Annotated in this window: 26 protein-coding genes; 25 read left to right on the forward strand and 1 reads right to left on the reverse strand. The window is 40.4% G+C overall.

Translation table 11 applies throughout. The features are described 5' to 3' along the window. Nucleotides 1–17: 17 nt before the first annotated feature. From SCI76_RS19310 to spoVM, 16 genes are all read left to right on the forward strand, one after another. A complete protein-coding gene (locus SCI76_RS19310; protein ID WP_028411458.1) occupies nucleotides 18–893 on the forward strand; it encodes a YicC/YloC family endoribonuclease in 876 nt (291 codons plus the stop codon). Nucleotides 894–939: 46 nt separating this feature from the next. Next, the gene (locus SCI76_RS19315) at nucleotides 940–1200 is read left to right on the forward strand and encodes a DUF370 domain-containing protein (RefSeq protein ID WP_013084831.1); all 261 of its coding nucleotides are present in this window, start codon (nucleotides 940–942) and stop codon (nucleotides 1198–1200) included. A gap of 13 nt (nucleotides 1201–1213) precedes the next feature. Then, on the forward strand, nucleotides 1214–1828 hold the full coding sequence (gene gmk, locus SCI76_RS19320; protein ID WP_013058927.1) for a guanylate kinase: 615 nt from the start codon (nucleotides 1214–1216) through the stop codon (nucleotides 1826–1828). Between the two features lie 2 nt (nucleotides 1829–1830). After that, nucleotides 1831–2052, forward strand: coding sequence for a DNA-directed RNA polymerase subunit omega (gene rpoZ / locus SCI76_RS19325; protein ID WP_013058926.1), 222 nt, complete (start codon nucleotides 1831–1833; stop codon nucleotides 2050–2052). 180 nt (nucleotides 2053–2232) lie between these two features. Beyond that, entirely contained in the window at nucleotides 2233–3450 is a 1218-nt protein-coding gene (gene coaBC / locus SCI76_RS19330) for a bifunctional phosphopantothenoylcysteine decarboxylase/phosphopantothenate--cysteine ligase CoaBC (protein ID WP_063248574.1), read from the forward strand. After that, complete coding sequence (priA, locus tag SCI76_RS19335; RefSeq protein ID WP_028411456.1) at nucleotides 3447–5861, forward strand: primosomal protein N'; 2415 nt, start codon at nucleotides 3447–3449, stop codon at nucleotides 5859–5861. The genes coaBC and priA overlap by 4 nt, the downstream gene beginning before the upstream one ends. Nucleotides 5862–5931: 70 nt before the next feature. Next, the gene (gene def, locus SCI76_RS19340) at nucleotides 5932–6405 is read left to right on the forward strand and encodes a peptide deformylase (RefSeq protein ID WP_013084828.1); all 474 of its coding nucleotides are present in this window, start codon (nucleotides 5932–5934) and stop codon (nucleotides 6403–6405) included. A 10-nt stretch (nucleotides 6406–6415) separates the two neighbouring features. Then, on the forward strand, nucleotides 6416–7354 hold the full coding sequence (gene fmt, locus SCI76_RS19345; protein ID WP_028411455.1) for a methionyl-tRNA formyltransferase: 939 nt from the start codon (nucleotides 6416–6418) through the stop codon (nucleotides 7352–7354). Further along, nucleotides 7347–8687, forward strand: a complete 1341-nt coding sequence (gene rsmB / locus SCI76_RS19350; RefSeq protein WP_028411454.1) for a 16S rRNA (cytosine(967)-C(5))-methyltransferase RsmB — start codon at nucleotides 7347–7349, stop codon at nucleotides 8685–8687. Before fmt ends, rsmB begins: the two co-directional genes overlap by 8 nt. A 2-nt stretch (nucleotides 8688–8689) precedes the next feature. Then, nucleotides 8690–9781 carry a 23S rRNA (adenine(2503)-C(2))-methyltransferase RlmN gene (gene rlmN / locus SCI76_RS19355; protein ID WP_028411453.1) on the forward strand — a complete coding sequence of 364 codons (1092 nt, stop codon included), beginning with the start codon at nucleotides 8690–8692 and terminating at the stop codon, nucleotides 9779–9781. 4 nt (nucleotides 9782–9785) lie between these two features. Beyond that, entirely contained in the window at nucleotides 9786–10529 is a 744-nt protein-coding gene (locus SCI76_RS19360) for a Stp1/IreP family PP2C-type Ser/Thr phosphatase (protein ID WP_048019836.1), read from the forward strand. Nucleotides 10530–10534: 5 nt separating this feature from the next. Beyond that, the gene (pknB, locus tag SCI76_RS19365; RefSeq protein WP_328175234.1) at nucleotides 10535–12580 is read left to right on the forward strand and encodes a Stk1 family PASTA domain-containing Ser/Thr kinase; all 2046 of its coding nucleotides are present in this window, start codon (nucleotides 10535–10537) and stop codon (nucleotides 12578–12580) included. Between the two features lie 13 nt (nucleotides 12581–12593). Next, a complete protein-coding gene (rsgA, locus tag SCI76_RS19370) occupies nucleotides 12594–13475 on the forward strand; it encodes a ribosome small subunit-dependent GTPase A (RefSeq protein WP_048019837.1) in 882 nt (293 codons plus the stop codon). 2 nt (nucleotides 13476–13477) lie between these two features. Next, nucleotides 13478–14134 (forward strand): ribulose-phosphate 3-epimerase, encoded by a 657-nt coding sequence (rpe, locus tag SCI76_RS19375; RefSeq protein WP_013058916.1) that lies wholly within the window; start codon nucleotides 13478–13480, stop codon nucleotides 14132–14134. A 116-nt stretch (nucleotides 14135–14250) separates the two neighbouring features. Then, complete coding sequence (locus SCI76_RS19380) at nucleotides 14251–14898, forward strand: thiamine diphosphokinase (protein ID WP_048019838.1); 648 nt, start codon at nucleotides 14251–14253, stop codon at nucleotides 14896–14898. Between the two features lie 79 nt (nucleotides 14899–14977). Further along, nucleotides 14978–15058 carry a stage V sporulation protein SpoVM gene (spoVM, locus tag SCI76_RS19385; protein ID WP_016765421.1) on the forward strand — a complete coding sequence of 27 codons (81 nt, stop codon included), beginning with the start codon at nucleotides 14978–14980 and terminating at the stop codon, nucleotides 15056–15058. Between the two features lie 57 nt (nucleotides 15059–15115). Here the strand turns inward: spoVM and rpmB are convergent, their stop codons facing one another. Then, nucleotides 15116–15304 carry a 50S ribosomal protein L28 gene (gene rpmB, locus SCI76_RS19390; protein WP_013058914.1) on the reverse strand — a complete coding sequence of 63 codons (189 nt, stop codon included), beginning with the start codon at nucleotides 15302–15304 and terminating at the stop codon, nucleotides 15116–15118. Nucleotides 15305–15618: 314 nt separating this feature from the next. Between rpmB and SCI76_RS19395 the strand changes: the two genes are divergently transcribed. The 9 genes from SCI76_RS19395 to fabD all read left to right on the forward strand — a co-directional run bounded on the left by SCI76_RS19395 (nucleotide 15619) and on the right by fabD (nucleotide 25572). Further along, nucleotides 15619–15981, forward strand: coding sequence for an Asp23/Gls24 family envelope stress response protein (locus SCI76_RS19395; RefSeq protein ID WP_013058913.1), 363 nt, complete (start codon nucleotides 15619–15621; stop codon nucleotides 15979–15981). 16 nt (nucleotides 15982–15997) lie between these two features. Continuing rightward, nucleotides 15998–17665, forward strand: a complete 1668-nt coding sequence (locus SCI76_RS19400; protein WP_048407589.1) for a DAK2 domain-containing protein — start codon at nucleotides 15998–16000, stop codon at nucleotides 17663–17665. A 195-nt stretch (nucleotides 17666–17860) separates the two neighbouring features. Beyond that, entirely contained in the window at nucleotides 17861–18889 is a 1029-nt protein-coding gene (locus SCI76_RS19405; protein ID WP_016765419.1) for a PTS sugar transporter subunit IIC, read from the forward strand. A 212-nt stretch (nucleotides 18890–19101) separates the two neighbouring features. After that, on the forward strand, nucleotides 19102–19764 hold the full coding sequence (sdaAB, locus tag SCI76_RS19410; RefSeq protein ID WP_028411448.1) for an L-serine ammonia-lyase, iron-sulfur-dependent subunit beta: 663 nt from the start codon (nucleotides 19102–19104) through the stop codon (nucleotides 19762–19764). 79 nt (nucleotides 19765–19843) lie between these two features. After that, nucleotides 19844–20731 carry an L-serine ammonia-lyase, iron-sulfur-dependent, subunit alpha gene (sdaAA, locus tag SCI76_RS19415; protein WP_013084817.1) on the forward strand — a complete coding sequence of 296 codons (888 nt, stop codon included), beginning with the start codon at nucleotides 19844–19846 and terminating at the stop codon, nucleotides 20729–20731. Continuing rightward, nucleotides 20724–22772: an ATP-dependent DNA helicase RecG gene (gene recG / locus SCI76_RS19420; RefSeq protein ID WP_048019840.1), complete on the forward strand. Its 2049-nt coding sequence runs from the start codon at nucleotides 20724–20726 to the stop codon at nucleotides 22770–22772. Before sdaAA ends, recG begins: the two co-directional genes overlap by 8 nt. A gap of 263 nt (nucleotides 22773–23035) precedes the next feature. Beyond that, entirely contained in the window at nucleotides 23036–23599 is a 564-nt protein-coding gene (gene fapR / locus SCI76_RS19425; protein WP_013058909.1) for a transcription factor FapR, read from the forward strand. A gap of 20 nt (nucleotides 23600–23619) precedes the next feature. Beyond that, entirely contained in the window at nucleotides 23620–24624 is a 1005-nt protein-coding gene (gene plsX / locus SCI76_RS19430; protein WP_048019841.1) for a phosphate acyltransferase PlsX, read from the forward strand. A gap of 3 nt (nucleotides 24625–24627) precedes the next feature. Beyond that, nucleotides 24628–25572 carry an ACP S-malonyltransferase gene (gene fabD, locus SCI76_RS19435; RefSeq protein ID WP_048019842.1) on the forward strand — a complete coding sequence of 315 codons (945 nt, stop codon included), beginning with the start codon at nucleotides 24628–24630 and terminating at the stop codon, nucleotides 25570–25572. Nucleotide 25573: the final 1 nt, after the last annotated feature.

Consider the following 25573-nt stretch of genomic DNA (forward strand, 5'->3'; position numbering starts at 1 on the left):
TAGTGGATGTGATAATAATGATAAAAAGTATGACTGGTTTTGGCCGCGGAAAAGCGGAAGTGGAAAATCGATCAGTAACAGTGGAAATGAAGTCTGTTAATCATCGTTTTTGTGAAATTGTTATCCGTATGCCAAGACAATTAATTGAAATTGAAGATAAAATAAAAAAAATCGTTCAAACATACATAAAACGTGGTAGAGTAGAAGTATTTGTTACTATTTCAGGTGAAGAAATGGCAAAAAAGAAACTGCAGACGGATTGGCAGCTGCTTGATGAATACATGAATGCGTTGCAGCAAGTAAAAGAAAAGCACGGGCTGTCACAATCTGTTCAAATTCAAGACATTTTACACATGCCTGAAGTGATGACAACTTATGAAGAAGAAGCTGATCAGACGAGTATTCATGGTGCAATCTTTGAAGCTGTTGAAGCTGCTGTTCATCAGTTAGTGGATATGCGGAAACGAGAGGGATCAGAGCTGTATCACGATTTAATGGGATACTTACAGGACATTCAAGACATTCGCGAAAAAATTACACAGCTTGCTCCTGAAGTTGCTGAACAATATCGCGAGCGTATTAAAAGAAAGCTGAGCGACTATTTAGAAGGTACTTTCGATGAGCAGCGAGTGCTGACTGAAGTAGCTATTTTTGCTGAAAAAGCAGATATTAGCGAAGAACTTACGCGAATTCAAAGTCATGTTTCACAATTTATTCAAGCATTAAATACACCTGATTCAGTGGGACGCAAGCTGGATTTTCTTGTTCAAGAGCTGAATCGTGAAATGAATACAATCGGTGCGAAGGCAAATAATGGTACTATTGCTCAGTATGTTATTAGTATGAAAGCACAATTAGAACGCATAAAAGAGCAGGTTCAAAATATTGAATAGCCTTCGTGTAAGATAAAGATTATATTGGTATAGCAGGAGGCTTCTTATGAGCGGTAAATTAGTGAACGTTGGATTTGGAAATTTTATTTCTTCTAATCGTATAATCTCTGTCGTTCATCCTGAATCAGCTCCAATCAAACGCATTATTCAAGATGCAAAAGATCGAGGCTCTTTAATAGATGCAACGCAAGGACGTAAAACACGATCTGTTATTGTTATGGATAGCGATCATGTTATTTTAGCTCCTGTACAGCCAGAAACTGTGTCGCAGCGACTTATAAACAAAGAAGAATTATTAGAAGGGTAGGTCACTTGAACCGATGATTGAAAGAGGTTTATTAATCGTTCTTTCCGGACCATCAGGTGTTGGAAAAGGAACGGTACGAAAAGCATTGTTTGAGCAAGAAGACATTAAATTGCAGTATTCTATCTCTGCAACAACAAGAAAGCCCCGCGAAGGTGAAGTAGACGGCGTTGACTATTTCTTCAAACCACGCGAAGAGTTTGAGCGCATGATTGAAAATAAGAAATTATTAGAGTGGGCTGAATACGTAGGCAACTACTACGGTACCCCGGTTGATTATGTAGAACAAACGTTATCTGAAGGAAAAGACGTATTTCTAGAAATTGAAGTGCAAGGTGCTCTTCAAGTGAAAGAAGCATTTCCAGAAGGTTTGTTCATCTTCTTGGCACCGCCGAGTTTATCAGAGCTTAAAAGTCGTATCGTAAACCGCGGTACTGAAACAGAAGACTTAATCAATAACCGTATGCGCGTGGCAAAAGAAGAAATTGAACTTATGGACGCCTACGATTATGTTGTAGAAAATGACAAAGTAGAAAATGCTTGTGCTCGCATCCGTGCTATCGTAACGGCTGAACACTGCCGTCGTGATCGTATTTCTGCGCGCTATAAAAGAATGCTGGAGGTAGAATAAACATGCTTTATCCATCAATTGATTCCCTAATGGAAAAATTAGATTCTAAGTACACGCTTGTGACAGTAGCTGCAAAACGCGCTCGTCAATTACAGCTTCACAATGATACGCCGATTGAAAAGCCGGTTTCTTATAAGTTTGTAGGCTGTGCTTTAGAAGAAATTAATGCTGAACAATTAAGCTATAAGCAAGGTGTAGCAGAAGAAGATTCTAAACATCAGTAAGTGAAAAAATAACAACCTACTTTATAGGTTGTTATTTTTTTGATGCTTTTGTTTGTATTCAAGCAGGATAGTGAATGTCTCACTACAAAAATGGTATAATAATTGAATTGAAAAGCTTTAGATAGTTACCCGAGTAAACAAGCGGATGCTGGTTGAGCGGGATAAATAGATGGGGGCATAATGATGAAGGGAAAACGAATTTTATTATGTGTTAGCGGCGGAATCGCCGTATATAAAGCCGTAGCTTTAACAAGTAAATTAGTACAAGCAGGAGCGGAAGTTAAAGTAATGATGACTGCTTCAGCACGCGAGTTCGTAACGCCGCTTACGTTTCAAGCTCTGTCTCGAAACCCAGTTTATACAGATACGTTTGATGAAAAAGATCCATCTGTGATTGCACATATTGATTTAGCCGATTGGCCCGATTTAATTTTAGTGGCTCCTGCTACGGCTAATATGATAGGGAAAATAGCAAATGGTCTTGCAGATGATATGATTTCCACAACGCTGCTGGCTGCTACTGCACCTGTGTGGATTGCGCCTGCAATGAATGTTCATATGTACGATCATCCCGCTGTTAAAAAAAATATGAGCACTCTTTCATCATTTGGTTACTCTTTTGTAGAACCAGGAGAAGGGTATTTAGCATGCGGTTATGTAGGAAAAGGTCGTCTTGAAGAGCCAGAAACAATTGTTTCACTAATCGGCTCTTATTTTTCCAAAGTATCAGATACACAAAAAATCTTTGACGGTATCAATGTATTGGTTACAGCAGGACCTACGGTAGAACGCGTTGATCCCGTCCGATTTTTCACCAATCGCTCTACTGGGAAAATGGGCTATGCTCTTGCAGAACAAGCTGCTAAGTTAGGTGCATCGGTAACACTTGTAACGGGACCGACGAATTTAGAGTATCCAAAAGGGGTGCAGGTTGTTCAAATTGAAAGTGCGCAGCAGATGCTTGAAGCTGTTATGCAGCGCTATCATGAAGCAGATGTTGTCATTAAATCAGCCGCAGTGGCAGATTACCGACCAAAGCATGTGTTTGATCAAAAGATGAAAAAGCAGCCTGGTGAAGCAGTATTAGAGCTAGAGAGAACAACAGATATTTTACGCACGCTTGGAGAGCGAAAAGAACACCAGCTTTTAGTCGGCTTTGCAGCAGAAACAGAACAAGTGGATGAATATGCACAAAAGAAACTCGCATCTAAAAACTTGGATATGATTGTAGCCAATAACGTGACGACAGAAGGAGCAGGTTTTGGGACGGACACAAATATTGTGACGCTCTATAAGCGAAGCGGAGAGTCTAAAGAACTTCCCATTCTTTCAAAACACGATGTAGCTACCGAGGTGTTAAAAGAAGTGAAGGAAATGTTAGAAGGGCTGAGAAAATGAGTGTAGCTAGTGTAATTGTGGACGTGGCTGCTAAACAAACAGATCGAGCTTTTGACTACGCCATTCCTGACAAATGGAAAGGAATTATTGTTCCGGGTATGCGAGTTGTCGTTCCGTTTGGTCCAAGAAAAGTTCAAGGGTTTGTGGTGGCTCTTAAAGAAGAGGCTGAAGTTAAGCGTGTTAAACCAATCGCTGACCTGCTTGATTTAACGCCGGTTCTGACTCCTGAACTGTTAGAGATTGGGCACTGGCTAACAGAAAAAACGCTTTGTTTTATGATATCGGCTTTTCAAGTCATGCTGCCTGCGGCGATGAAAGCAAAATATGATAAAGAACTGTCACTCCTTTCAAAAGAGGCATACGAACAGCTTCATGAGCAAGTCAAGCCGTTTTTTCAGTCAAGATCCTCGCTGAAGTGGAGTGAAGTGGAAAAAACAGCCGCTGCTCCTGCTTTTCACCGTGATATTCAAAAAGGTCTAATTGAAGTCGTCTACGTGGTGAAAAACAAAGGAAACAAAAAAACGGCAAAAGGCGTAAAACTGAATCAAAGCCTTGAAGACATTCAACAGTTTATGAACGAGTTAAATAAGCAGGCAGAAAAGCAAAAGCAAGTGCTGTCTTTTATGCTCGAGCGAAATGAAGAAGTAGCCATAAAAGAAATAGCGGAAGATTTGCAGATTACCTCCGCTCCTATAAAAGCGCTGATTAACAAAGGACTCTTAGAGGAAACGGAAATTGAAATATACCGTGATCCTTATCAAGATCGATACTTTACACCGTCAAAGCCATTTCAATTGACCGATGAACAAGCTGAGGCAATTGCACCGATTCTGCAGGACATCGAAGAAAATCTTCACGATGTGTTTTTAATGTATGGAGTAACGGGAAGCGGAAAAACAGAAGTGTATCTCCAATCGATTGATCAAGTATTAAAAAAAGGAAAAGAAGCGATTATGCTTGTTCCGGAGATTTCACTTACCCCTCAGATGGTCAAGCGGTTTAAAGAGCGGTTCGGCTCAAAAGTTGCTGTGCTTCATAGCGGCTTGTCTACTGGAGAAAAATACGATGAATGGCGAAAAATTCAGCGAAAAGAAGTATCCGTTGTGGTAGGGGCCCGCTCTGCTGTATTTGCTCCATTTGAAAATTTAGGCCTTCTTATTATCGATGAAGAACATGAGACGAGTTATAAACAAGAAGAAAACCCCCGTTATCATGCAAAAGATGTAGCCATTTACCGAGGGCAGCATCATCAGTGTCCAGTCATTTTAGGAAGTGCAACACCAACGCTTGAGTCCTTTGCAAGAGCGCAAAAAGGTGTATATAAGCTACTGACGTTAAAGCAAAGAATGAATAAGTCATCGATGCCGTCGGTGGATATTGTTGATATGAGAGAGGAACTTCGCAGCGGCAATCGCTCTATGTTTTCAACTATGCTGTTTGAAAAGATGAAAAACCGTTTGGAAAAAGGAGAGCAAATCGTTTTATTTTTAAATAAAAGAGGCCATTCTTCTTTTGTTATGTGCAGGGACTGCGGTTACGTTCCGACATGTGAGCACTGTGAAATTTCACTAACGTATCACCGCTATCAAAATAAATTAAAGTGCCATTACTGCGGACACGAAGAACATGTACACACTGAGTGCCCAGAATGCCACAGCGAACATATCCGCTTTTTCGGATCTGGTACACAAAAAGTGGAAGAAGAATTAACAAAAGTGCTGCCTGAAGCTAGAGTTGTACGAATGGATGTTGATACGACAAGCCGAAAAGGCGCGCATGAAAAGCTCCTGAACAAGTTTGCAAGTGGAGAAGCGCAAATTTTACTAGGGACGCAGATGATTGCCAAAGGGCTAGACTTTCCAAACGTCACGCTTGTAGGCGTTTTAACAGCAGATACGATGCTGAATTTACCTGACTTTCGTGCATCTGAAAAAACGTTTCAGCTTTTAACACAAGTAAGCGGAAGAGCAGGACGCCACAAGCTTCCAGGAGAAGTAGTAATTCAAACGTACACGCCTGAGCACTACAGCATTCAACTTGCGAGTCAGCATGATTACGATGCGTTTTATAAGCAGGAGATGGAAATTCGTAAAATGCATAAATATCCGCCTTTCTTTTACTTGGCGCTTGTAACGGTATCTCATGAAAATATTGCAAAAGTGGTGTCTGTTACAGACAAAATTTCGCAGTATCTGGGTCAGAAACTTTCGCCGCAAACAACAATCTTAGGGCCAGTCGCATCTCCCATTGCTAAGATAAAAGATAGATATCGCTATCAATGCATGTTAAAATACAAGCTGGAACCAAGCCTGATTCCGCTGTTGAAATATATATTAGAACGTTATCAAGCGGAAATGCAGAAGGAAAATTTAACGATTACAATTGATTTGAATCCATACTCGATGATGTAACTAGTCGTCTTGATGGCGTTAAAGAAGAAGCTTTTTGGATATAAATAGAAAGAATAAAGGAGGTGCCTATTTGGCTAAGCTTAAGCTTGTTTACCATCCTAATGAAGTACTTGAACAAGAGTGTGAAGTCGTTAAAAACTTTGATAATAAATTAGCGAAATTACTAAACGGCATGTATGATTTAATGCTTGAAGCAGACGGTGTGGGTCTAGCTGCTCCTCAAGTAGGAGTTCTGCAGCAAGTGGCAGTGGTAGACGTGGACGATCGACACGGTAAAATTGAGTTAATTAATCCGGTAATTATTGAGCAACGAGGCGAACAAATCGGTCCAGAAGGCTGCCTAAGTTTTCCGGGCCTTTTTGGTGACGTGGCTCGAGCTGATTATGTGAAAGTACGTGCGCAAAATCGTAAAGGAAAACCTTATTTTATAGAAGCAAAAGGTTTTTTAGCACGAGCCATTCAACATGAAATTGATCACTTACACGGTGTATTGTTCACGGAAAAAGTAACAAAGTATTACGAAGAGGATGAACTAGAAGGGTAGGTTTTACACGATGAAAGTCGTATTTATGGGAACGCCGGATTTTTCAGTGCCGGTTTTACAAACATTACTTAAAGATGGATATGAAGTGGTCGCAGTGGTTACACAGCCGGACCGACCAAAAGGACGCAAGCGCGTATTAACACCTCCTCCTGTAAAAGTTGAGGCGTTAAAACATGAAATACCTGTACTGCAGCCAGAAAAGATTCGTTTAGAAGAAGAATATCAGCAAGTGTTAGCGTATGAGCCTGACCTAATTGTAACAGCGGCTTTTGGTCAAATTTTACCAACTCCTATTTTAGAAGCGCCTAAATACGGCTGTATTAACGTACATGCTTCTCTGTTACCTGAACTGCGCGGAGGCGCGCCGATTCACTATTCAATTCTACAAGGTAAGCCGAAAACTGGTGTTACAATTATGTATATGGTAGAAAAATTAGATGCAGGTGATATCTTAACACAGGTAGAAGTTCCGATTGAAGAACGTGATCACGTGGGCACACTTCACGATAAACTCAGCGCTGCTGGTGCAAAATTGCTTTCAGAAACCATTCCTTCTCTTGTGAAAGGTGAAATTACGCCGGTTAAACAAAACGATGGCGAAGCGACATTTGCTTCCAATATTAAGCGTGAACAAGAGAAAATTGATTGGGCCCGTACAGGAGAAGAAATTTATAATCATATCCGCGGACTTCATCCTTGGCCCGTTGCTTATACAACAGCAGACGGTCAAGTCATGAAAATTTGGTGGGGAGAGAAAGTATCCGCATCAGGCAAACCGGGTACCGTTTTATCACTTGAAGAGGACGGATTTGTAGTAGCAACTGGAAATGAAACAGCTATTAAAGTGACGGAACTTCAGCCGGCTGGAAAAAAACGTATGGATGCAGCGCAGTATTTACGAGGTACATCTGTTGAAGTCGGAACAGTATTAGGGGATGTCAATGAGTAAGTACAACGTTCGAGACATAGCTTTAGATATTTTACTAGCTATTGAAAAAAATCAGGCATTCAGCAATCTATTGTTAAATAACAGTATACAAAAACGTGGTATTCAAGGGAAAGATGCAGGGCTGTTAACGGAAATCGTGTATGGAACGATTCAAAGACGCGATACGTTAGATTACGGGTTAGCCCCTTTCTTGAAAAATCCCAAAAAACTTCAGCCTTGGGTGCGAGTGCTGCTTCGTTTATCTCTTTATCAGATGATGTATTTAGACCGAGTACCTGACCGGGCAATCCTTCATGAAGCAGTAGAAATTGCTAAAAAACGTGGTCACAAAGGAATTGCCTCAATGGTAAACGGCGTTTTACGAAATATTCAGCGCAGCGGCACGCCTTCTTTAGAAGAAATACAAAATCCTGTGGAGCGCTTGGCAATTGAAACGAGTCATCCAGTATGGCTTGTAAAACGCTGGGTGGAACAATATGGATTGGACAAAACACGCGGAATCTGTTTAGCTAATTTAATGGCCCCTAAACAAACAATCCGAGTAAACAGTGCACGCTTTACGCAAAATGAAGTAAAAGAAGCGCTAGAAAAAGAAGGTATTGTTGTAGAACCAGGCCATTTTGTAGAAGAAGCGCTAGAAGTTCAAAAAGGAAATGCAGCTCATACACAAGCATTTCGTGAAGGAATGTTTACCGTTCAAGATGAAAGCTCTATGTTAGTAGCTCATGCACTAGGCGCAGAAGCAGAAGAGCTGATTTTAGATAGCTGTGCTGCACCGGGAGGAAAATCAACTCATATTGCAGAGCAGCTTAAAAACAGTGGTAGAGTTATTTCCTTGGACATTCATGACCATAAAGTAAAGCTGATTGCCCAGCAGGCAGAGCGTCTGCATCTTACCAATATTGAGCCAACGGTTCAAGACAGCCGCAAAGCCGGTGAACAGTTTGATAAAGAAATGTTTGACCGCATTTTAGTAGATGCCCCGTGCTCAGGTTTTGGTGTGATGAGACGTAAACCTGATTTGAAATATACAAAAACTGAGCAGGATGTAAAGCAGCTGGCGCGTATTCAACAAGATATTTTAAATGCGGTTGCGCCTTTATTAAAAAAAGGTGGGACCCTCGTATATAGTACATGTACAATTGATCGGGATGAAAATGGGGATGTTGTAGCAGCATTTTTAGCAGATCATGCTGATTTTCAAAAAGACGAAACGCTTGCTGCACGCATGCCGCAAAGACTTAAACAAAACGTAAAACATGGTGAAATTCAATTGCTGCCAGATGCACAAAGCGATGGATTTTATATTGCATGTTTACAGAAGAAGGTGTAAAAATGGAAGAAGTAGCTAAAAGAAAAGCAAAAGCAGAAGAAAAAACGCAAAAACCATCTATTTATTCATTAGAAATGCACGACCTAGAAAATTGGTTAGTGGAACACGGGGATAAAAAGTTCCGTGCTAAACAAATTTTTGACTGGTTATATGTTAAACGCGTAACGGACTTTGACGATATGTCGAACTTATCTAAAGGATTACGTGAACAACTAAAAGACAAATTTGCATTAACGACATTAAAAACAGTTGTTCAGCAAACGTCTGGAGACGGCACGATGAAGTTTTTATTCGAACTCCATGACGGTTATACGATTGAAACGGTGCTTATGCGTCATGAATACGGAAATTCTGTCTGCGTAACAACTCAAGTTGGCTGTCGCATCGGCTGTACGTTCTGTGCGTCTACTCTTGGAGGTTTAAAGCGTAACTTAGAAGCTGGAGAAATCGTAGCGCAAGTAGTAAAAGTGCAAAAAGCGCTAGATGAACAAGGAGAACGCGTGAGCTCTGTCGTAATTATGGGTATTGGGGAGCCATTTGATAACTATGATGAAATGATGCGCTTCTTAAAAACAATTAACAGTGATGATGGATTAAATATTGGTGCACGTCATATCACAGTATCGACAAGTGGAATCATTCCAAAAATCTATAAGTTTGCTGATGAAAAAATGCAAATCAATTTTGCGATTTCACTTCACGCTCCAAACAATGACATCCGCTCACGCTTAATGCCGATTAACCGTGCGTATAAACTTCCTGATTTGATGGAAGCCATTAAATATTATACGGATAAAACGGGAAGACGTATTAGCTTTGAGTATGGTCTATTCGGAGGAGTAAACGATCAAGTAGAGCATGCGGAGGAATTAGCGGATTTGATTAAAGACGTTAAATGTCACGTGAACTTGATTCCGGTAAACTATGTGCCTGAGCGTGATTATGTTCGTACACCGCGTGAACAGATTTTTGCATTTGAACGTACGCTTAAAAAGCGTGGCGTTAACGTGACTATTCGACGTGAGCAAGGTCATGATATCGATGCAGCTTGTGGCCAATTACGTGCGAAGGAGCGTAAAGAAGAGACGAGGTGATTGTATGGCAACTGTCTTCATGACAGACCGAGGGAGAGTTAGACAACACAATGAAGATAACGGAGGGGTATTTTTGAACCAACACAATCAGCTGCTTGCAATTGTAGCTGATGGTATGGGAGGTCATCGAGCTGGCGACATCGCCAGTGAGATGGCGGTTCAAAAATTGCAAATAGCGTGGGAAGAAGCGGACAAAGTAACGTCTCCTGATGAGGCGACCCAGTGGATTCGTACGCATGTTTCACAAATTAATCAAGATATTTATCAGTATGCTCAGGAGCATGAAGAGTGTAAAGGCATGGGTACGACAGTTGTACTTGCTTTATGCGCCGATACGTTTTGTGCGATTGGGAATATAGGAGACAGCAGGTGCTATATTTCCAATGAATATGGATTTCAACAAGTAACAGAAGATCATTCTCTTGTGAATGAACTCGTAAAAAATGGTCAAATCACAAAAGAAGATGCTGAGCATCATCCGAGAAAAAATATCTTATTGCGAGCACTAGGTACCGAAGAAAATGTTAGTTTAGATGTAAAAACAATTGAAGTGGAAAAAGAAGATCGATTATTATTATGTTCAGATGGACTGACAAATAAGGTAACGGAACAAAAGCTGAACGACACGTTATCAACAAGTTCATCACTTCACGAAAAGGGTACGAGCCTGATTCAATTAGCAAATGAGCTTGGTGGAGAAGACAATATTACACTTGCAATTGTGGACTTTACATCTGAAAGTGGGTGAGAGTGTTGCTAATAGGTAGACGGCTAAACGACCGTTATAAGGTATTGCAAGTAATTGGTGGAGGCGGAATGGCAAACGTCTATTTAGGTCGCGACATGATTTTGGATCGTGATGTGGCAATTAAAGTGCTTCGCTTAGACTTTGCAAGTGACGATGCGTTTATAAAGCGTTTCCATCGAGAAGCACAATCTGCTACGAGTATTGCTCATCCTAATATTGTCAGCATTTATGATGTTGGAGAAGAAGAAGATATTTACTATATCATCATGGAATATGTACCGGGTATGACATTAAAGCAATACATTCTGCAAGAATCACCATTATCTCTTGATAAAGCCATACATATTATGACGCAGATTACATCAGCTATTGCCCATGCTCATCAGTACGGAATTATTCACCGGGATATTAAGCCTCAAAATATTTTAATTGATCATGATGATACCATTAAAGTTACTGACTTCGGCATTGCCGTAGCACTAAGTTCTACAACCATTACGCATACTAATTCTGTTTTGGGCTCTGTTCATTATTTATCTCCTGAACAGGCAAGGGGAGGGCTTGCGAATAAGCGTTCTGATATTTATTCGCTTGGCATCGTCCTATTTGAATTGCTAACGGGTCGAGTCCCTTTTTCTGGGGAATCGGCTGTGTCAATTGCATTAAAACATTTACAGACAGAAACACCTTCTCCAAAAAGGTGGAATCCATCTATCCCTCAAAGCGTGGAGAATGTTGTATTAAAAGCAACAACTAAAGATCCATTTTACCGATACAGTTCCGTCGAAGAACTCGAAGCGGATTTACAGTCTGCTGTTCATCCAAATCGTTATAATGAACAAAGGTTTACGGTGCCTGATGATGATGAAGTGACAAAAGCCATTCCAGTTATTAAGGAGGATTTTGTTGAATCTGAAGAAACGCACGTACCTGTGAGAAAACCACCTCACTTAGAGCGTGAAGAACAAGAAGAAGAAGAATTAAAGCCTAAGAAAAAAAAGAAGAAAAAGAAAAAAGGCAAAAGCAAGCTGATTGTAACGCTTGTTTTAATTTTTTTGCTGCTGGCAGCTGCTAGCGTAGCCGCCGTTACATTTATTCCGGCTTTATTACTGCCAAAAGACGTAAAGGTTCCTGATTTACATAATCAAGATTATGAATCAGCAGTAACCGATTTAGTTTCTTTAGGCTTTAAAGTGAAGAATCCTAAAGATATATCCGATAATGAAGTGGAAGAAGGCGACGTGGTTAAAACGATGCCAGAAGCGGGAGACGTGATCAAAGAAGGATCTAACGTCATTATTTATCGAAGTACAGGAAAGAAAAAAGAAGCATTTAACCGGTACATTGGAAGAAGCTTTACGGAAGTAAAGAGTCTGTTAGAAAAGCAGAATTATAAAGATATCCAATCCATCGAAGTTGAAAGCACAGAGCCAAAAGGCAATATTACAGATCAGACGCCTAAAGAAACCGAACAAGTCGTGCCGGAAGATACAACGGTTACGCTATGGGTAAGTAAAGGTCCGCCGAAGATTACATTAAAGGATTTCTCGGGCTGGACGGAAAAAAGCGTAAAAGATTATGCATCAGATGAAGATATCGAAGTGGACGTGAAAACCGCGTATTCCGACACCGTTGAAAAAGGTCTTGTGATGTCTCAAAAGCCTGCAGCGGAGCAGAGTATCGAGCAAGGTGATAAGCTCAGCATTACGGTCTCAATGGGCAAAGAGCCAAAAGCTCCTCAAACGGTGTCAGTGGATGTGACTATTCCGTATAAAGAAGAGGCTGACACCGAAGCAAGCACGGAACAAGGCGACGCAACGGAAACAGGCGATGCCACTGAAACAGAAGAGGAAAAGCCAAAGCCGCAAAAAGTACAAATTTATATCGAAGATGCAGATAACGATATGTCGGTTCCTGCTAAAGAACTAACGATTACTGAAACAACAAAAGAATCATTCGATGTTTTAGTTGATGAAAATGAAAAAGCGTCTTATAAAATTGTCCGAGACGGGGAAGTTATTGAAGAAAAAGACGTTGAATATCCAGAGTGATAGGAGTGAGGTTATGCCAGAAGGAAGAATTATTAAATCCCTTAGCGGATTTTATTATGTTCTTCATGACGGACAAGTAACGCAATGTCGAGGACGAGGTGTTTTTCGTAAAAAGAAGGTAACGCCTTTAGTCGGTGACAATGTAGTATTTCAGGCGGAAAATAAGCTTGAAGGATATATACTTGAAATTAAAGAACGTAAAAATGAATTAGTTCGTCCCCCAATTTCAAATGTTGATCAGGCGCTGCTTGTTTTTTCAGCGATTGAACCTGATTTTAGTACAATGCTTCTTGACCGATTTTTAGTGTTAGTGGAGTCTAATCATATTGAACCTATTATTTGTATTTCAAAAGTAGATCTTTTATCACAGCAGCAAAAGCAAGAAATCGAGCAATATGCCGAAGAATATCGTAAAATAGGATATGAGGTCATTTTAACGTCGACAGTCACAGAAAAAGGCATGGAACAAATTCAGCCGTTATTTGAAGATCGCGTAACGGTTATTGCTGGACAGTCAGGTGTAGGTAAATCTTCATTGCTAAATACGCTTAAACCAGAGCTTGAGTTAAAGACAAATGATATTTCAATGTCACTTGGAAGAGGAAAGCATACAACACGTCATGTAGAACTGATTTCGTTTGGTGAAGGTTTAGTAGCCGATACGCCAGGCTTTAGCTCACTGGAATTTTTAACGTTAGAAGTAGAAGAGTTGACCGATTGTTTTCCTGAAATGTCGCGTTTGAGTGAACAGTGTAAATTTCGAGGTTGTTTGCATGTGAAAGAACCAAAATGTGCGGTGAAAGAAGCATACGAACAAAAAAAAATTCCGAGTTATCGCTACGAACATTACTTGCAATTTGTTGAGGAAATTAAGCAAAGAAAGCCGAGGTATTAAAAATGACAAAAATCGCACCTTCCATTTTATCTGCCAATTTTTCAAAGCTTGCTGAAGAAATTCGTGAAGTTGAAGCAGGTGGAGCAGACTACATCCATATAGACGTTATGGATGGCCATTTTGTTCCTAATATTACAATTGGACCGCTTATCGTTGAGGCTGTACGCCCTGTCACAACACTGCCATTAGATGTGCATTTAATGATTGAAAACCCAGATCAATACGTTCCAATGTTTGCAAAGGCAGGTGCTGATATTTTAACGGTACATGCTGAAGCGTGTACTCATTTGCACCGCACCATTCAATTAATCAAAGAGCACGGCATGAAAGCAGGCGTTGCTTTAAATCCTGCAACGCCAATTGACGTGGTAAAGCATATCTTAGAAGATATCGATCTTATTTTATTAATGACGGTGAACCCAGGCTTTGGAGGACAAAACTTCATTCCAAGTGTACTGCCGAAAATTGAGCAAATCTCTCAGCTTATTGAAATCCGTCACCTTTCTATTGAAGTAGAGGTTGATGGAGGAATTAATGAAGAAACAGCAAGAAAATGTGTAGAAGCAGGAGCAAATGTCTTAGTGGCTGGCTCAGCTATTTATAATCAAGAAGATCGAGCTGGCGCAATCAGCCAAATTCGCACAACTGTTCAAGCGTAAGTAATAAAAGCTGCTGTGTACAACGGGTAGAACTTGTACACAGCAGCTTTTTCTTTTAGGATAAAGAAAACATATTTATTTCGTTCATTTTTTAATAGAAAAGGAGCATATACATAATGAAAATTCATATTCTAGCAGGGGGACCGGATGAACATATGCCACTCCTGCACCAATCAAATGATGTAAAGTGGGTAGGAGTAGACCGGGGCGTATTCCTGCTTCTTCAACAAGACATTTTGCCCGTGAAAGCATTCGGAGATTTTGATTCCATTACAAATGCGCAGCTTAAGCGAGTGAGAGAAGCATTACAAGATGTTGAATTATATCCTGCGGAAAAAGATGCAACTGATTTGGAACTTGCTTTTGAGTGGGCAATAGAGCAAAAACCGGACAGTATTTGTATCTTTGGAGCAACAGGTGGAAGACTTGACCACATGTTTGGAAGCGTTCAGCTCCTGTACAAAGGCTTAAAAAAGAAAGCGAATGTACAAATGATTGACAATCAAAATATCATTCAATTGTTTGAACCAGGCACTTATCATGTTGATCGTTTAAAGGAGTTTCACTATATTTCATTCGTTCCTTTTGCAGGCGGTGTAAAAGAGCTTACGCTAGAAGGTTTCAAATATCCGCTCAATAAGCATGAAGTAGAACTCGGCTCAACTTTATGTATTAGCAATGAACTTATTCAACAAAGAGGTACTTTTTCATTTACAAAAGGCATATTAATGATGGTAAGAAGCAATGATAAACGTTGCTTGTGATGAAGTATGGAAAATGAGAGCAGGACATAGGGCTTTCTTTAAAAGGAGATAAAGTGTGGAGACGGTTAGGAGGGACAGTATGAAATTCTATACAATCAAACTTCCAAAGTTTTTAGGTGGGATCGTAAAGGTCATGCTTAATTCGTTTAAAAAAGATTAACAACGCCGGAATAATAAAAGAAGCACCATAAAATATGGTGCTTTTTCATTATAAAGATTAAACGCGTTGAACTTTACCAGACTTAAGGGCTCTAGCTGAAACGTACACACGTTTTGGTTTACCGTTCACTAAGATACGTACTTTTTGAACGTTAGCACCCCATTTACGCTTAGTAGCGTTCATTGCGTGAGAACGTGCGTTACCTGAACGAGCTTTTCTACCAGTTACTACACATTTGCGTGCCATGATTTTCCCTCCTAACACCAAAAAAACTACTCAATTCTGTTTTGAGAAATACTATATTAATTTATCACAGCCTTAAAGAGAATGCAATAGTTCTGGAGAAAAGCTTTCAAGAAATTTTCCTTGACATATAAAATGAATCTATGTTCAATAATATAGAGAGTAGAAATAGGTATAACTTGGGCAATTACTTATTTTAAGACAAGTTGATACCCAATACTGTCATCTTTAAAAGGGACAAGCTGGACGCCTCTTTTAAAACGAGATTGATTATAGTAGAATATTTATAACCTATGAAAGTAGAAAGGGGAACGAGTATGTCCATCGAAATGAAAACGAAGTATGGTCAAATTGATATTTCTACAGATGTAATTGCAACAATTGCTGGAGGAGCAGCTGTTGATTGTTACGGGATTGTCGGAATGGCTTCAAAAAATCAGCTTAAAGATGGTCTTACAGAAATTCTTCGCAAAGAAAACTTTACACGAGGTATTGTGGTAAGACAAGAAGAGGATGACGTACATATCGACATGTACATTATCGTAAGCTATGGAACAAAAATTTCTGAAATTGCTCATAATGTGCAAACAAAAGTAAAATACACGCTGGAACAAACGGTTGGTCTAACGGTTGATTCAGTAAATATTTATGTGCAGGGTGTTCGTGTAACGAACGTTTAATTAAGGAGGAAGATTCGTGTCAATGACAAGGTTGGACGGAAAGCGGTTTAGAGAAATGGTGCTTCAAGGAGCCCAGCATCTATCTAACAATGCAGATTACGTGGATGCGCTGAACGTTTTTCCTGTACCAGATGGTGATACTGGAACAAATATGAACTTATCGATTACGTCTGGTGCTAAAGAAGTGAAAAATAAACTATCTGATCACATCGGTCAAGTGAGTCAAGCTTTGTCTAAGGGCTTATTGATGGGTGCGCGCGGTAATTCAGGAGTTATTTTATCTCAATTATTCCGCGGTTTTGCGAAATCGGTTGAGCAAAAGTCAGCGATTACAACAGTTGAGTTTGCTGAAGCTCTTGAGCTTGGTGTAGAAACTGCTTATAAAGCTGTTATGAAACCAATCGAAGGAACCATTTTAACAGTAGCTAAGGATACTGCTAAAAAAGCAGTGGCTGTTGCTAAAAAGCAATCTGATATGATTCTGTTCATGGAAGAAGTACTTAAGGAAGCTAATGCTTCGTTAAATCGCACGCCAGATCTTTTACCCGTGTTAAAAGAAGTAGGCGTAGTGGATAGCGGAGGTCAAGGGCTTGTTTTAATTTATGAAGGGTTTTTAGCTGAATTAAAAGGTGAAAAACTTCCGGGTGTACCCATGTCAGCTCCTTCGATGAATGAACTTGTAAATGCTGAGCATCATAAGCATGTGCAAAGCCATATGAATACAGAAGATATTGAATTTGGCTATTGTACAGAATTTATGGTAAGGCTGGAAGAGGATAAGCCCGCAGCTAAAACATTTTCTGAAGAAACGTTTCGCCAAGATTTAAGTAAATGGGGCGACTCGTTGCTTGTAGTATCTGATGATGAAATTGTGAAAGTTCATATTCACGCCGAGCATCCTGGAGAAGTGTTAAACTACGGGCAGCAATATGGAAGTTTAATTAAAATGAAGATTGAAAACATGAGAGAACAGCATAGCAGCATTGTTTCAGATGAAGAAAAGCCTGCAGTAAAAAAGGCTGAAAAACAGCCCTTTGGCATTGTTACTGTATCAATGGGAAAAGGAATAGCTGAATTGTTCAAGAGCCTTGGGGCAACGGTTGTCATTGAAGGCGGACAAACAATGAATCCAAGTACGGAGGATATTGTCAAAGCGATTGAAGAAACAAATGCAGAACAGGTACTTATTTTACCTAATAACGGAAATATTGTAATGGCTGCTAACCAAGCGGCTGCTGTTGCGGGCAGTCACGTTTCGGTTGTCCCGTCTAAAACGGTTCCTCAAGGAATGACAGCGCTGCTATCATTTAATCCTCAGCAAAGCTTAAAAGAAAACGAGGAAGCAATGACAGAAGCTCTGCAGCACGTAAAAACAGGGCAAGTAACGTATGCAGTTCGCGATACAAATATTGATGGTCTTGAATTAGCTAAAGGCGATTTTATGGGTATTGCCGAAAAGAAAATCGTCGTAAAAGATTCAGAGAAATTAGAAGCAGCGAAAAAGCTATTGACTTATATGATTGATGACGAAGCGGAAATCCTTACGATTCTTCAAGGAGAGGATGTCTCAGACGATGAAGCTGAAGCGCTAACATCGTTTGTAGAAGAAACGTTTGAAGAAGTTGAGGTAGAGCTTCATAAAGGAGATCAACCTTTATATTCTTACATTTTTGCAATTGAATAACAAAAAAAGAAGCACTCCTCTCAAGGGGCGCTTCTTTTTTGTGTTTTTTAAGTTAAATACGAACTATTTTATTTTTACATGTTGTAATCGTTCGGCATATTAGGTATATTAGTTGAAAAGAACCCGTTTGTATGGTAGTTTTGAAAACTGATTGAGTCAAATGTGAAAGAAAACAGCATGAGAGGAGAGGCAACAGTGGATATTTTAAAAGGAACAGGTTTATTGTTATTAGTTTTATTTTTATTTTGGTTGTTTAGCAACAAGGCACCTTATGGCATGAAAGCGATGGGGGCTCTGGCAAGCGGAGCGGTGGCTGCGTTTCTCGTAGAGGCCTTTCAGTCATATGTAGGAGGAGATTTACTAGGTATTTCATTCTTAGGTGAAGTTGGAAAGGCTGCAGGAGGAATGGGAGGAGTTGCGGCGGCAGCACTAGTTGCTTTGGCGTTAGGAGTATCTCCTGTATATGCTCTTATGATGGGCGTGGTGTGTTCGGGACTAGGCTTGCTCCCTGGATTTTTTGCGGGATACCTCATGGCATTTGTAGTGAAATTTATTGAGAAAAAGGCACCTGCTGGTCTAGACTTATTAGGCAATATCTTAATTGCAGCACCTTTAACAAGATTAATTGGTAATGCATTCTCACCTATTGTAGATGCGACGCTTTTAAATATTGGAGGAATTATTAAAGATACAACAAGTGCTAGCCCTATTTTGATGGGAATTATTTTAGGGGGAGTTATTACAGTAGTAGCAACGGCTCCGCTTAGCTCAATGGCTTTAACGGCTATGCTAGGGTTAACGGGATTGCCTATGGCGATTGGAGCTCTTGCTGTGTTTGGTTCTTCTTTCATGAACTATGTGCTGTTTGATCGATTAAAAATTGGGGATCGTCGTACAACCATTTCAGTTGCAGTTGAACCTTTAACACAAGCGAATATTATTTCAGCCAATCCAATTCCTATTTACATTACCAACTTTGTTGGAGGGGCACTAGCGGGTGTAGTTGTGGCTCTGTTCGGATTAGTAAATGATGCTGCAGGCACGGCAACGCCAATCGCAGGACTTGCAGTGATGTTTGGGTTTAATGACCCTATGAAGGTCACAATTTGTGCAGTACTTTGTGCACTAGCGGGAGCATTAGCTGGGTTTATAGGTTCAGTTGTTTTTAAAAACTTTAAAATTAAAACAGTAGACGATGTAGCTTCAGAGCAAGAAGCAGCGTAAGTAATTCATCTTTTCCTGCATAACATAGCAAAAAAAGCGGTGTGCTTATCCTATTTTTATGGATAAATACACCGCTTTTTTTGTGCGTGAATCTCTAATAAAAATGAGAATTTTTAAATTTTTTAAGAGCGTGAAACAAAGCTTCCAAAAAGTCAAAAGCTCAAGTAACATATAAGTAATAACAATGTCTAAATAGCAGGGGGAAAATCCTTATGAAATATAAATCTGTCTTCGATATTATTGGTCCGGTAATGATTGGACCATCTAGTTCACATACGGCTGGTGCAGCGCGTATTGGACGCGTTGCCCGAACACTCTTTGGTAAGCAGCCCACAAAAGTTGTGGTTTCATTGTACGGTTCTTTTGCTCAAACGTATAAAGGGCACGGAACAGACGTAGCGTTGATTGGCGGTATTTTAGATTTTGATACATTCGATCAGCGTATTCCGGAGTCTTTGGACTTGGCTAAAAAAGAAGGAATTGACGTCACATTTGTTGAGGAAGCGGCAATCACAGACCATCCGAATACTGCTCGCATCAAAATGAGCGACGGATTAAAGGAAATTGAAGTTGTTGGAATTTCAATTGGCGGAGGAAAAATTCAAATTACGGAACTTAACGGATTTGAATTAAATTTATCAGGCATGAATCCAGCTATTCTCGTTGTGCATAATGATCGATTTGGTGCCATTGCGACCGTTACAAATATTTTGATGAAACATTCAATTAATATCGGACATATGGAAGTATCTCGCAAAGAGCGCGGCGAAGTAGCGCTTATGGCAATTGAAATGGATACGAATATTGAAGATGATGTAATTGAAGAGTTAAAAACATTGCCTCACATTATTCAAGTAACAAGAATGGTTGAATAGGAAAGGCCTGGGAGAATAAATCGAATAATTATATATGGTTCTAAAGTGAAAATAAGACAGAATAATAGCGGAGGTTACTATGTTTCGAAATGTAGCAGAACTAGTAGAATTAGCAGAAAGTCAAAATGTAAAAATTGCAGAGATTATGATTCAACAGGAAATAGATATCACGGGAGTTACTCGTGAAGAAATCATGGAAAAAATGGACCGGAACTTAACGGTTATGGAAGAAGCGGTTGAACGCGGTTTAAAAGGGGTACAGTCTGTTACAGGTTTAACAGGCGGGGATGCAGTGCTGCTTCAAAACTATATTCAAAGCGGAAAATCTTTATCTGGAAATTTAATTTTAGATGCAGTTAGCAAAGCTGTAGCGACAAACGAAGTAAATGCGGCAATGGGTACAATCTGTGCAACGCCTACTGCTGGATCTGCAGGGGTAGTGCCAGGAACGCTGTTTGCAGTGCAACATAAGCTAAATCCCACTCGTAAAGAAATGATTGAATTTTTATTTACATCAGGTGCTTTTGGGTTTGTTGTAGCCAATAATGCGTCTATTTCAGGAGCAGCAGGCGGATGTCAAGCAGAAGTTGGTTCAGCTTCAGGTATGGCAGCTGCAGCGATCGTTGAAATGGCAGGAGGTACACCTAGTCAGGCAGCTGAAGCAATGGCAATTACTCTCAAAAATATGCTAGGATTAGTATGTGACCCAGTAGCGGGGCTAGTAGAAGTTCCATGTGTGAAACGAAACGCAATGGGAGCGGCGAATGCAATGATTGCAGCAGATATGGCCTTAGCAGGCATTACAAGTCGTATTCCATGTGATGAAGTCATTGATGCTATGTATAAAATTGGTCAAACAATGCCGGTTGCATTACGAGAAACTGCACAAGGAGGCTTAGCGGCAACACCAACAGGTCGCGAGCTTGAAGCGAAGATCTTTGGTATTGCATTAAATAAAAGTGAATGAACTAACAACTATTTCAATTAAAACCATTAAAGGTATTGGAGATGAAACAGCACAAGCATTAGAGGATATGCATATTCACAGTGTGCATGACTTGTTAGAACATTTCCCATACCGCTATGAAGATTATGAGTTAAAAGATTTGGCTGAAGCAAAGCACGACGAAAAGGTCACCGTAGAAGGAAAGGTTCACAGCGTCCCCTCGCTTACGTATTACGGCAAAAAACGTTCGCGCCTTACGTTTCGGCTGCTAGTAAACCGCTATTTGATTACGGTTACTTGTTTTAATCGCCCTTACTATAAATCAAAGTTAGAAATCGATCAAACTGTTACGGTTACAGGGAAATGGGATCAGCATCGGCAAACGATTAACTTGCAGGAGCTTCAATTTTCTCCGTTTGTTAAAAATCAAACGATTGAGCCTGTTTACTCAGTTAAAGGCAGCTTAACGGTCAAAGGAATGCGGAAGTTCGTCTCTCTTGCGTTGAAGAATTATGGCAGCAGCATTCAGGATATGCTCCCGGCCTCTATTCGTTCTAGGTACAAACTAGTAACGCGTGAAGAAGCGGTTAGAAGTATTCACTTACCTCGTGATCATGAAGATTTAAAACAAGCGAGACGTCGATTTGTCTATGAAGAATTTCTGCTTTTTCAATTAAAAATGCAGGCGCTGAGAAAGCGCGAAAGAGAAGAAACGCCTGGAATGAAGCAAGCATTTGATTCAACTGAGCTGGTAAACTTCACGAACTTGCTGCCGTTTCCGTTAACAAGCGCTCAAAAACGTGTAGTAAACGAAATTACGCACGATATGAAATCGCCTTATCGCATGAATCGCTTGCTGCAAGGTGATGTAGGGTCAGGTAAAACAGTCGTAGCAGCGGTTGCTTTATACGCCACTGTTTTAGCGGGACATCAAGGTGCTTTAATGGTACCGACTGAAATTTTAGCTGAACAGCATGCAGAGTCATTAACTGCGATGCTTGAAAAGGTAGGCATCAGCGTAGGCTTGCTAACAGGGTCTGTTAAAGGAAAAGCAAGAAGAGAGCTGCTTCAGCGAGTGAGCGACGGAGATGTTCATGTATTAGTAGGTACACATGCCTTAATTCAAGACGAAGTTATATATAATAGTTTAGGGCTCGTCATTACGGATGAACAGCACCGCTTTGGAGTTGGACAGCGCCGGGTTTTACGTGAAAAAGGAGAAAGTCCGGATGTACTGTTTATGACGGCGACTCCTATTCCAAGAACCCTTGCTATTACGGTGTTTGGAGAAATGGATGTGTCCATTATTGATGAAATGCCAGCAGGACGTAAGGCTATTGAAACGTACTGGGTAAAACATGATATGCTTGAACGTATTTTACATTTCGTTGAAAAAGAAATACACGATGGCAGACAAGCTTATGTTATTTGTCCGTTGATTGAAGAATCGGACAAGCTGGATGTTCAAAATGCAATTGATGTGCATGCAACACTCACTCACTATTTTAATGGAAAAGCAAGCGTTGGTCTCATGCACGGAAGATTGTCACCTGATGAAAAAGAAGAAGTGATGAAACAGTTTAGCGTAAATGACGTGCAGATTTTAGTATCAACAACGGTTGTAGAAGTAGGAGTGAACGTTCCGAATGCAACCGTAATGGTCATTTATGATGCAGAGCGCTTTGGGTTATCTCAGCTTCATCAGCTAAGAGGACGCGTAGGACGAGGAGATGCACAGTCATATTGTATTCTACTCGCGGATCCGAAATCAGAAGTTGGAAAAGAACGAATGACCATTATGACGGAAACAAACGATGGATTTGTATTATCAGAAAGAGACTTAGAGCTTCGTGGGCCTGGTGATTTCTTTGGTAGAAAACAAAGCGGGATGCCTGAGTTTAAAGTAGCAGACATGGTGCACGATTACCGTGCGCTTGAAGTAGCTCGAGAAGATGCTGCTAAGCTTGTAAATTCCGACAGTTTTTGGACAGAAGAGCAGTTTGCGCTGCTGAGAATACAATTAGAAGCAACGGGCGTATTAACTGGAGAAAAATTTGATTAGTAAAAGAGGCTGAAAGTAGTTTAGTTGAAGGGAAATCCGAACGATGAATCGAGATTCTTGATGAAGAATCCAACTCGTTCGGATTTTTTCATTGGTAGGGTGAACGTCGGTTTCATGTATGTAGATACTTTTAGCGGCTGTTAATAGTCATGAATATCCATAGTGTGATGCACAGAATATAGCATGTGAAAAATGTTGCAATTAGAAGGCAATGATTATATACTGCTATTAGTACCTAGTATTAAAAGTTCGGATGGTGGACAATGAAGCGCAGTAAAAAAGAAAGACAGCAGCTATTAAAAACGACAATTGAAGAAAACCCATTTATTACGGATGAAGAACTAGCAGACCGTTTTTCAGTGAGCGTTCAAACAATTCGATTAGACCGCCTAGAGTTGTCGATTCCTGAACTGCGAGAACGTATTAAGCATGTAGCTTCAAAACAACTAGACGAGGAAGTGCGTTCGCTTCCGATTGAAGAAGTCATTGGAGAAGTTATCGACATTGAACTAGATCAATCAGCGATATCTATTTTTGATGTGAAAACAGAGCATGTGTTTCAGCGTAATCAAATCGCTCGTGGTCACCACCTTTTTGCGCAGGCTAATTCGTTAGCTGTCGCTGTTATTAACAACGAACTAGCGCTCACAGCAGATGCGTCGATCCGTTATCATCGCCCTGTTAAGCTTCATGAACGAGTGATAGCAAAAGCGAAAGTTCTGTCAACTAGTGAAGTGCGAACCACCGTTGAGGTAAACAGCTATGTAGGGCAAGAGCAAGTGTTCTCTGGCACTTTTAAAATGTATCGTTCTACAAAGGATAAATAATAAAAAGGATGAGACGCAACATGAAACTAGCTATTGATGCAATGGGCGGAGATCATGCACCGAAAGCCATTATTGAAGGTGTAGAAAAAGCTACTGCTCAATTTAAAGAATTACATATTACGTTAATTGGAAACGAATCAGAAATAAAAAAGCATTTAACGAATCCAGATCGTATTTCGATTATTCATACAGAAGAAACCATTGATGCAACTGATGAGCCAGTGCGAGCTGTGCGCCGTAAAAAACAAGCATCTATGGTATTAATGGCAAATGAAGTAGCCGAAGGTCGTGCTGATGCTTGTATTTCAGCAGGAAACACAGGTGCGTTAATGACAGCGGGACTTTTTATTGTAGGTCGCATCAAAGGCATTGAACGTCCAGCACTTGCTCCGACGCTTCCGACACTAGATGGAAAAGGCTTTTTAATGCTAGACGTTGGTGCAAACGTTGATGCCAAGCCTGAACATTTGCTCCAGTACGCTGTGATGGGGTCGGTGTATGCCGAAAAAGTACGCGGCATTCAAGCTCCTAGAGTGGGACTGTTGAACATTGGAACTGAAGATAAAAAAGGAAATGACTTAACCAAACAAGCTTTTCAGCTACTAAAAAACGCTGATCTCAATTTTGTAGGCAACGTGGAATCTCGTGATTTGCTAAACGGCGTAGCCGATGTGGTTGTAACAGATGGTTTTACAGGAAATATGACTCTTAAGAGCATTGAGGGAACGGCGCTTTCCTTGTTTTCAATGATTAAACAAGAATTAATGAGCACGTTAAAAAGCAAGTTAGCCGCAGCGGTACTCAAGCCTCAGCTGCAGGGTTTAAAAGCGAAAATGGATTACAGTGAATATGGAGGAGCAGGGCTGTTTGGATTGCATGCGCCTGTTATCAAAGCGCACGGTTCGTCGGATGCGAATGCAGTATTTAGCGCGATTAAGCAAGCAGTGAATATGGTGGAAAACAATGTGTCTTCCACTATTCAAAAAGCAATCGAACAAACTGCTAATGAAGAAAAGGAGAGATAAGAAATGGGGAAAATTGCTTTTATCTTTCCAGGCCAAGGGTCACAAACTGTTGGTATGGGAAAAGATTTATATGATGAAACAGAGGAAGCAAGAAAGCTGATTCATACAGCTGACGAAGCTTTAGGGTTCAGTCTTTCAAACATTATTTTTGAAGGGCCTCAAGAAGAATTGACTTTAACTTATCACGCTCAACCTGCTCTTTTAACAACGAGTACAATGCTGCTTGAAGCGTTTAAAACGAGCGGAATTACACCCGATTTTGTTGCGGGTCACAGTCTAGGAGAATACAGTGCGCTTGTGGCTGCTGAGGTTTTATCGTTTAGAGATGCTGTTGTGGCTGTTCACAAAAGAGGTCGCTATATGGACGAAGCTGTACCAGCAGGTCAAGGTACAATGGCAGCAGTGCTTGGCATGTCTGCGGAAGATCTAGAAGCCGTTACCGCTCAAATTACAAACGAAGGCGAAGCTGTTCAGCTTGCAAATATTAACTGTCCGGGTCAAATTGTTATTTCAGGTACGGTAAATGGCGTAGAAAAAGCAGGAGCTCTTGCCAAAGAAAAAGGTGCAAAACGCGTGATTCCTCTAGTGGTAAGCGGTCCGTTTCACTCTAGTTTAATGAAGCCAGCTGCTGAAAAATTACGTGATACGCTAGAAACAGTGGGCTTTAGCGATGCGAAAGTTCCAGTCATAGCAAACGTAACAGCAAAGCCGGTTACTGACAGTCAAGATATTCAAAACAAGCTAGTGGAACAACTGTATTCTCCAGTGAGATGGGAAGAAACAGTTGAGACACTTCTTGCAGAAGGTGTAGATACATTTGTTGAAATTGGACCAGGAAAAGTATTATCAGGTCTTGTGAAAAAAGTAAATCGCCGTGCGGCTGTTTACGCTGTTAATGATCTTACATCATTAAAATCAACGATTGACGCACTAAAAGGGGGAGAATAAC

Source organism: Priestia sp. HNGD-A6 (assembly GCF_045784335.1).
Classification (GTDB): domain Bacteria; phylum Bacillota; class Bacilli; order Bacillales; family Bacillaceae_H; genus Priestia; species Priestia zanthoxyli.

Coding starts and splice junctions, on each gene's coding strand:
- SCI76_RS19310 (WP_028411458.1), top strand. CDS start 18: ATGATAAAAAGTATGACTGGTTTTGGCCGCGGAAAAGCGGAAGTGGAA.
- SCI76_RS19315 (WP_013084831.1), top strand. CDS start 940: ATGAGCGGTAAATTAGTGAACGTTGGATTTGGAAATTTTATTTCTTCT.
- gmk (WP_013058927.1), top strand. CDS start 1,214: ATGATTGAAAGAGGTTTATTAATCGTTCTTTCCGGACCATCAGGTGTT.
- rpoZ (WP_013058926.1), top strand. CDS start 1,831: ATGCTTTATCCATCAATTGATTCCCTAATGGAAAAATTAGATTCTAAG.
- coaBC (WP_063248574.1), top strand. CDS start 2,233: ATGATGAAGGGAAAACGAATTTTATTATGTGTTAGCGGCGGAATCGCC.
- priA (WP_028411456.1), top strand. CDS start 3,447: ATGAGTGTAGCTAGTGTAATTGTGGACGTGGCTGCTAAACAAACAGAT.
- fmt (WP_028411455.1), top strand. CDS start 6,416: ATGAAAGTCGTATTTATGGGAACGCCGGATTTTTCAGTGCCGGTTTTA.
- rsmB (WP_028411454.1), top strand. CDS start 7,347: ATGAGTAAGTACAACGTTCGAGACATAGCTTTAGATATTTTACTAGCT.
- rlmN (WP_028411453.1), top strand. CDS start 8,690: ATGGAAGAAGTAGCTAAAAGAAAAGCAAAAGCAGAAGAAAAAACGCAA.
- SCI76_RS19360 (WP_048019836.1), top strand. CDS start 9,786: ATGGCAACTGTCTTCATGACAGACCGAGGGAGAGTTAGACAACACAAT.
- rsgA (WP_048019837.1), top strand. CDS start 12,594: ATGCCAGAAGGAAGAATTATTAAATCCCTTAGCGGATTTTATTATGTT.
- rpe (WP_013058916.1), top strand. CDS start 13,478: ATGACAAAAATCGCACCTTCCATTTTATCTGCCAATTTTTCAAAGCTT.
- SCI76_RS19380 (WP_048019838.1), top strand. CDS start 14,251: ATGAAAATTCATATTCTAGCAGGGGGACCGGATGAACATATGCCACTC.
- spoVM (WP_016765421.1), top strand. CDS start 14,978: ATGAAATTCTATACAATCAAACTTCCAAAGTTTTTAGGTGGGATCGTA.
- rpmB (WP_013058914.1), bottom strand. CDS start 15,304: ATGGCACGCAAATGTGTAGTAACTGGTAGAAAAGCTCGTTCAGGTAAC.
- SCI76_RS19395 (WP_013058913.1), top strand. CDS start 15,619: ATGTCCATCGAAATGAAAACGAAGTATGGTCAAATTGATATTTCTACA.
- sdaAB (WP_028411448.1), top strand. CDS start 19,102: ATGAAATATAAATCTGTCTTCGATATTATTGGTCCGGTAATGATTGGA.
- sdaAA (WP_013084817.1), top strand. CDS start 19,844: ATGTTTCGAAATGTAGCAGAACTAGTAGAATTAGCAGAAAGTCAAAAT.
- fapR (WP_013058909.1), top strand. CDS start 23,036: ATGAAGCGCAGTAAAAAAGAAAGACAGCAGCTATTAAAAACGACAATT.
- plsX (WP_048019841.1), top strand. CDS start 23,620: ATGAAACTAGCTATTGATGCAATGGGCGGAGATCATGCACCGAAAGCC.
- fabD (WP_048019842.1), top strand. CDS start 24,628: ATGGGGAAAATTGCTTTTATCTTTCCAGGCCAAGGGTCACAAACTGTT.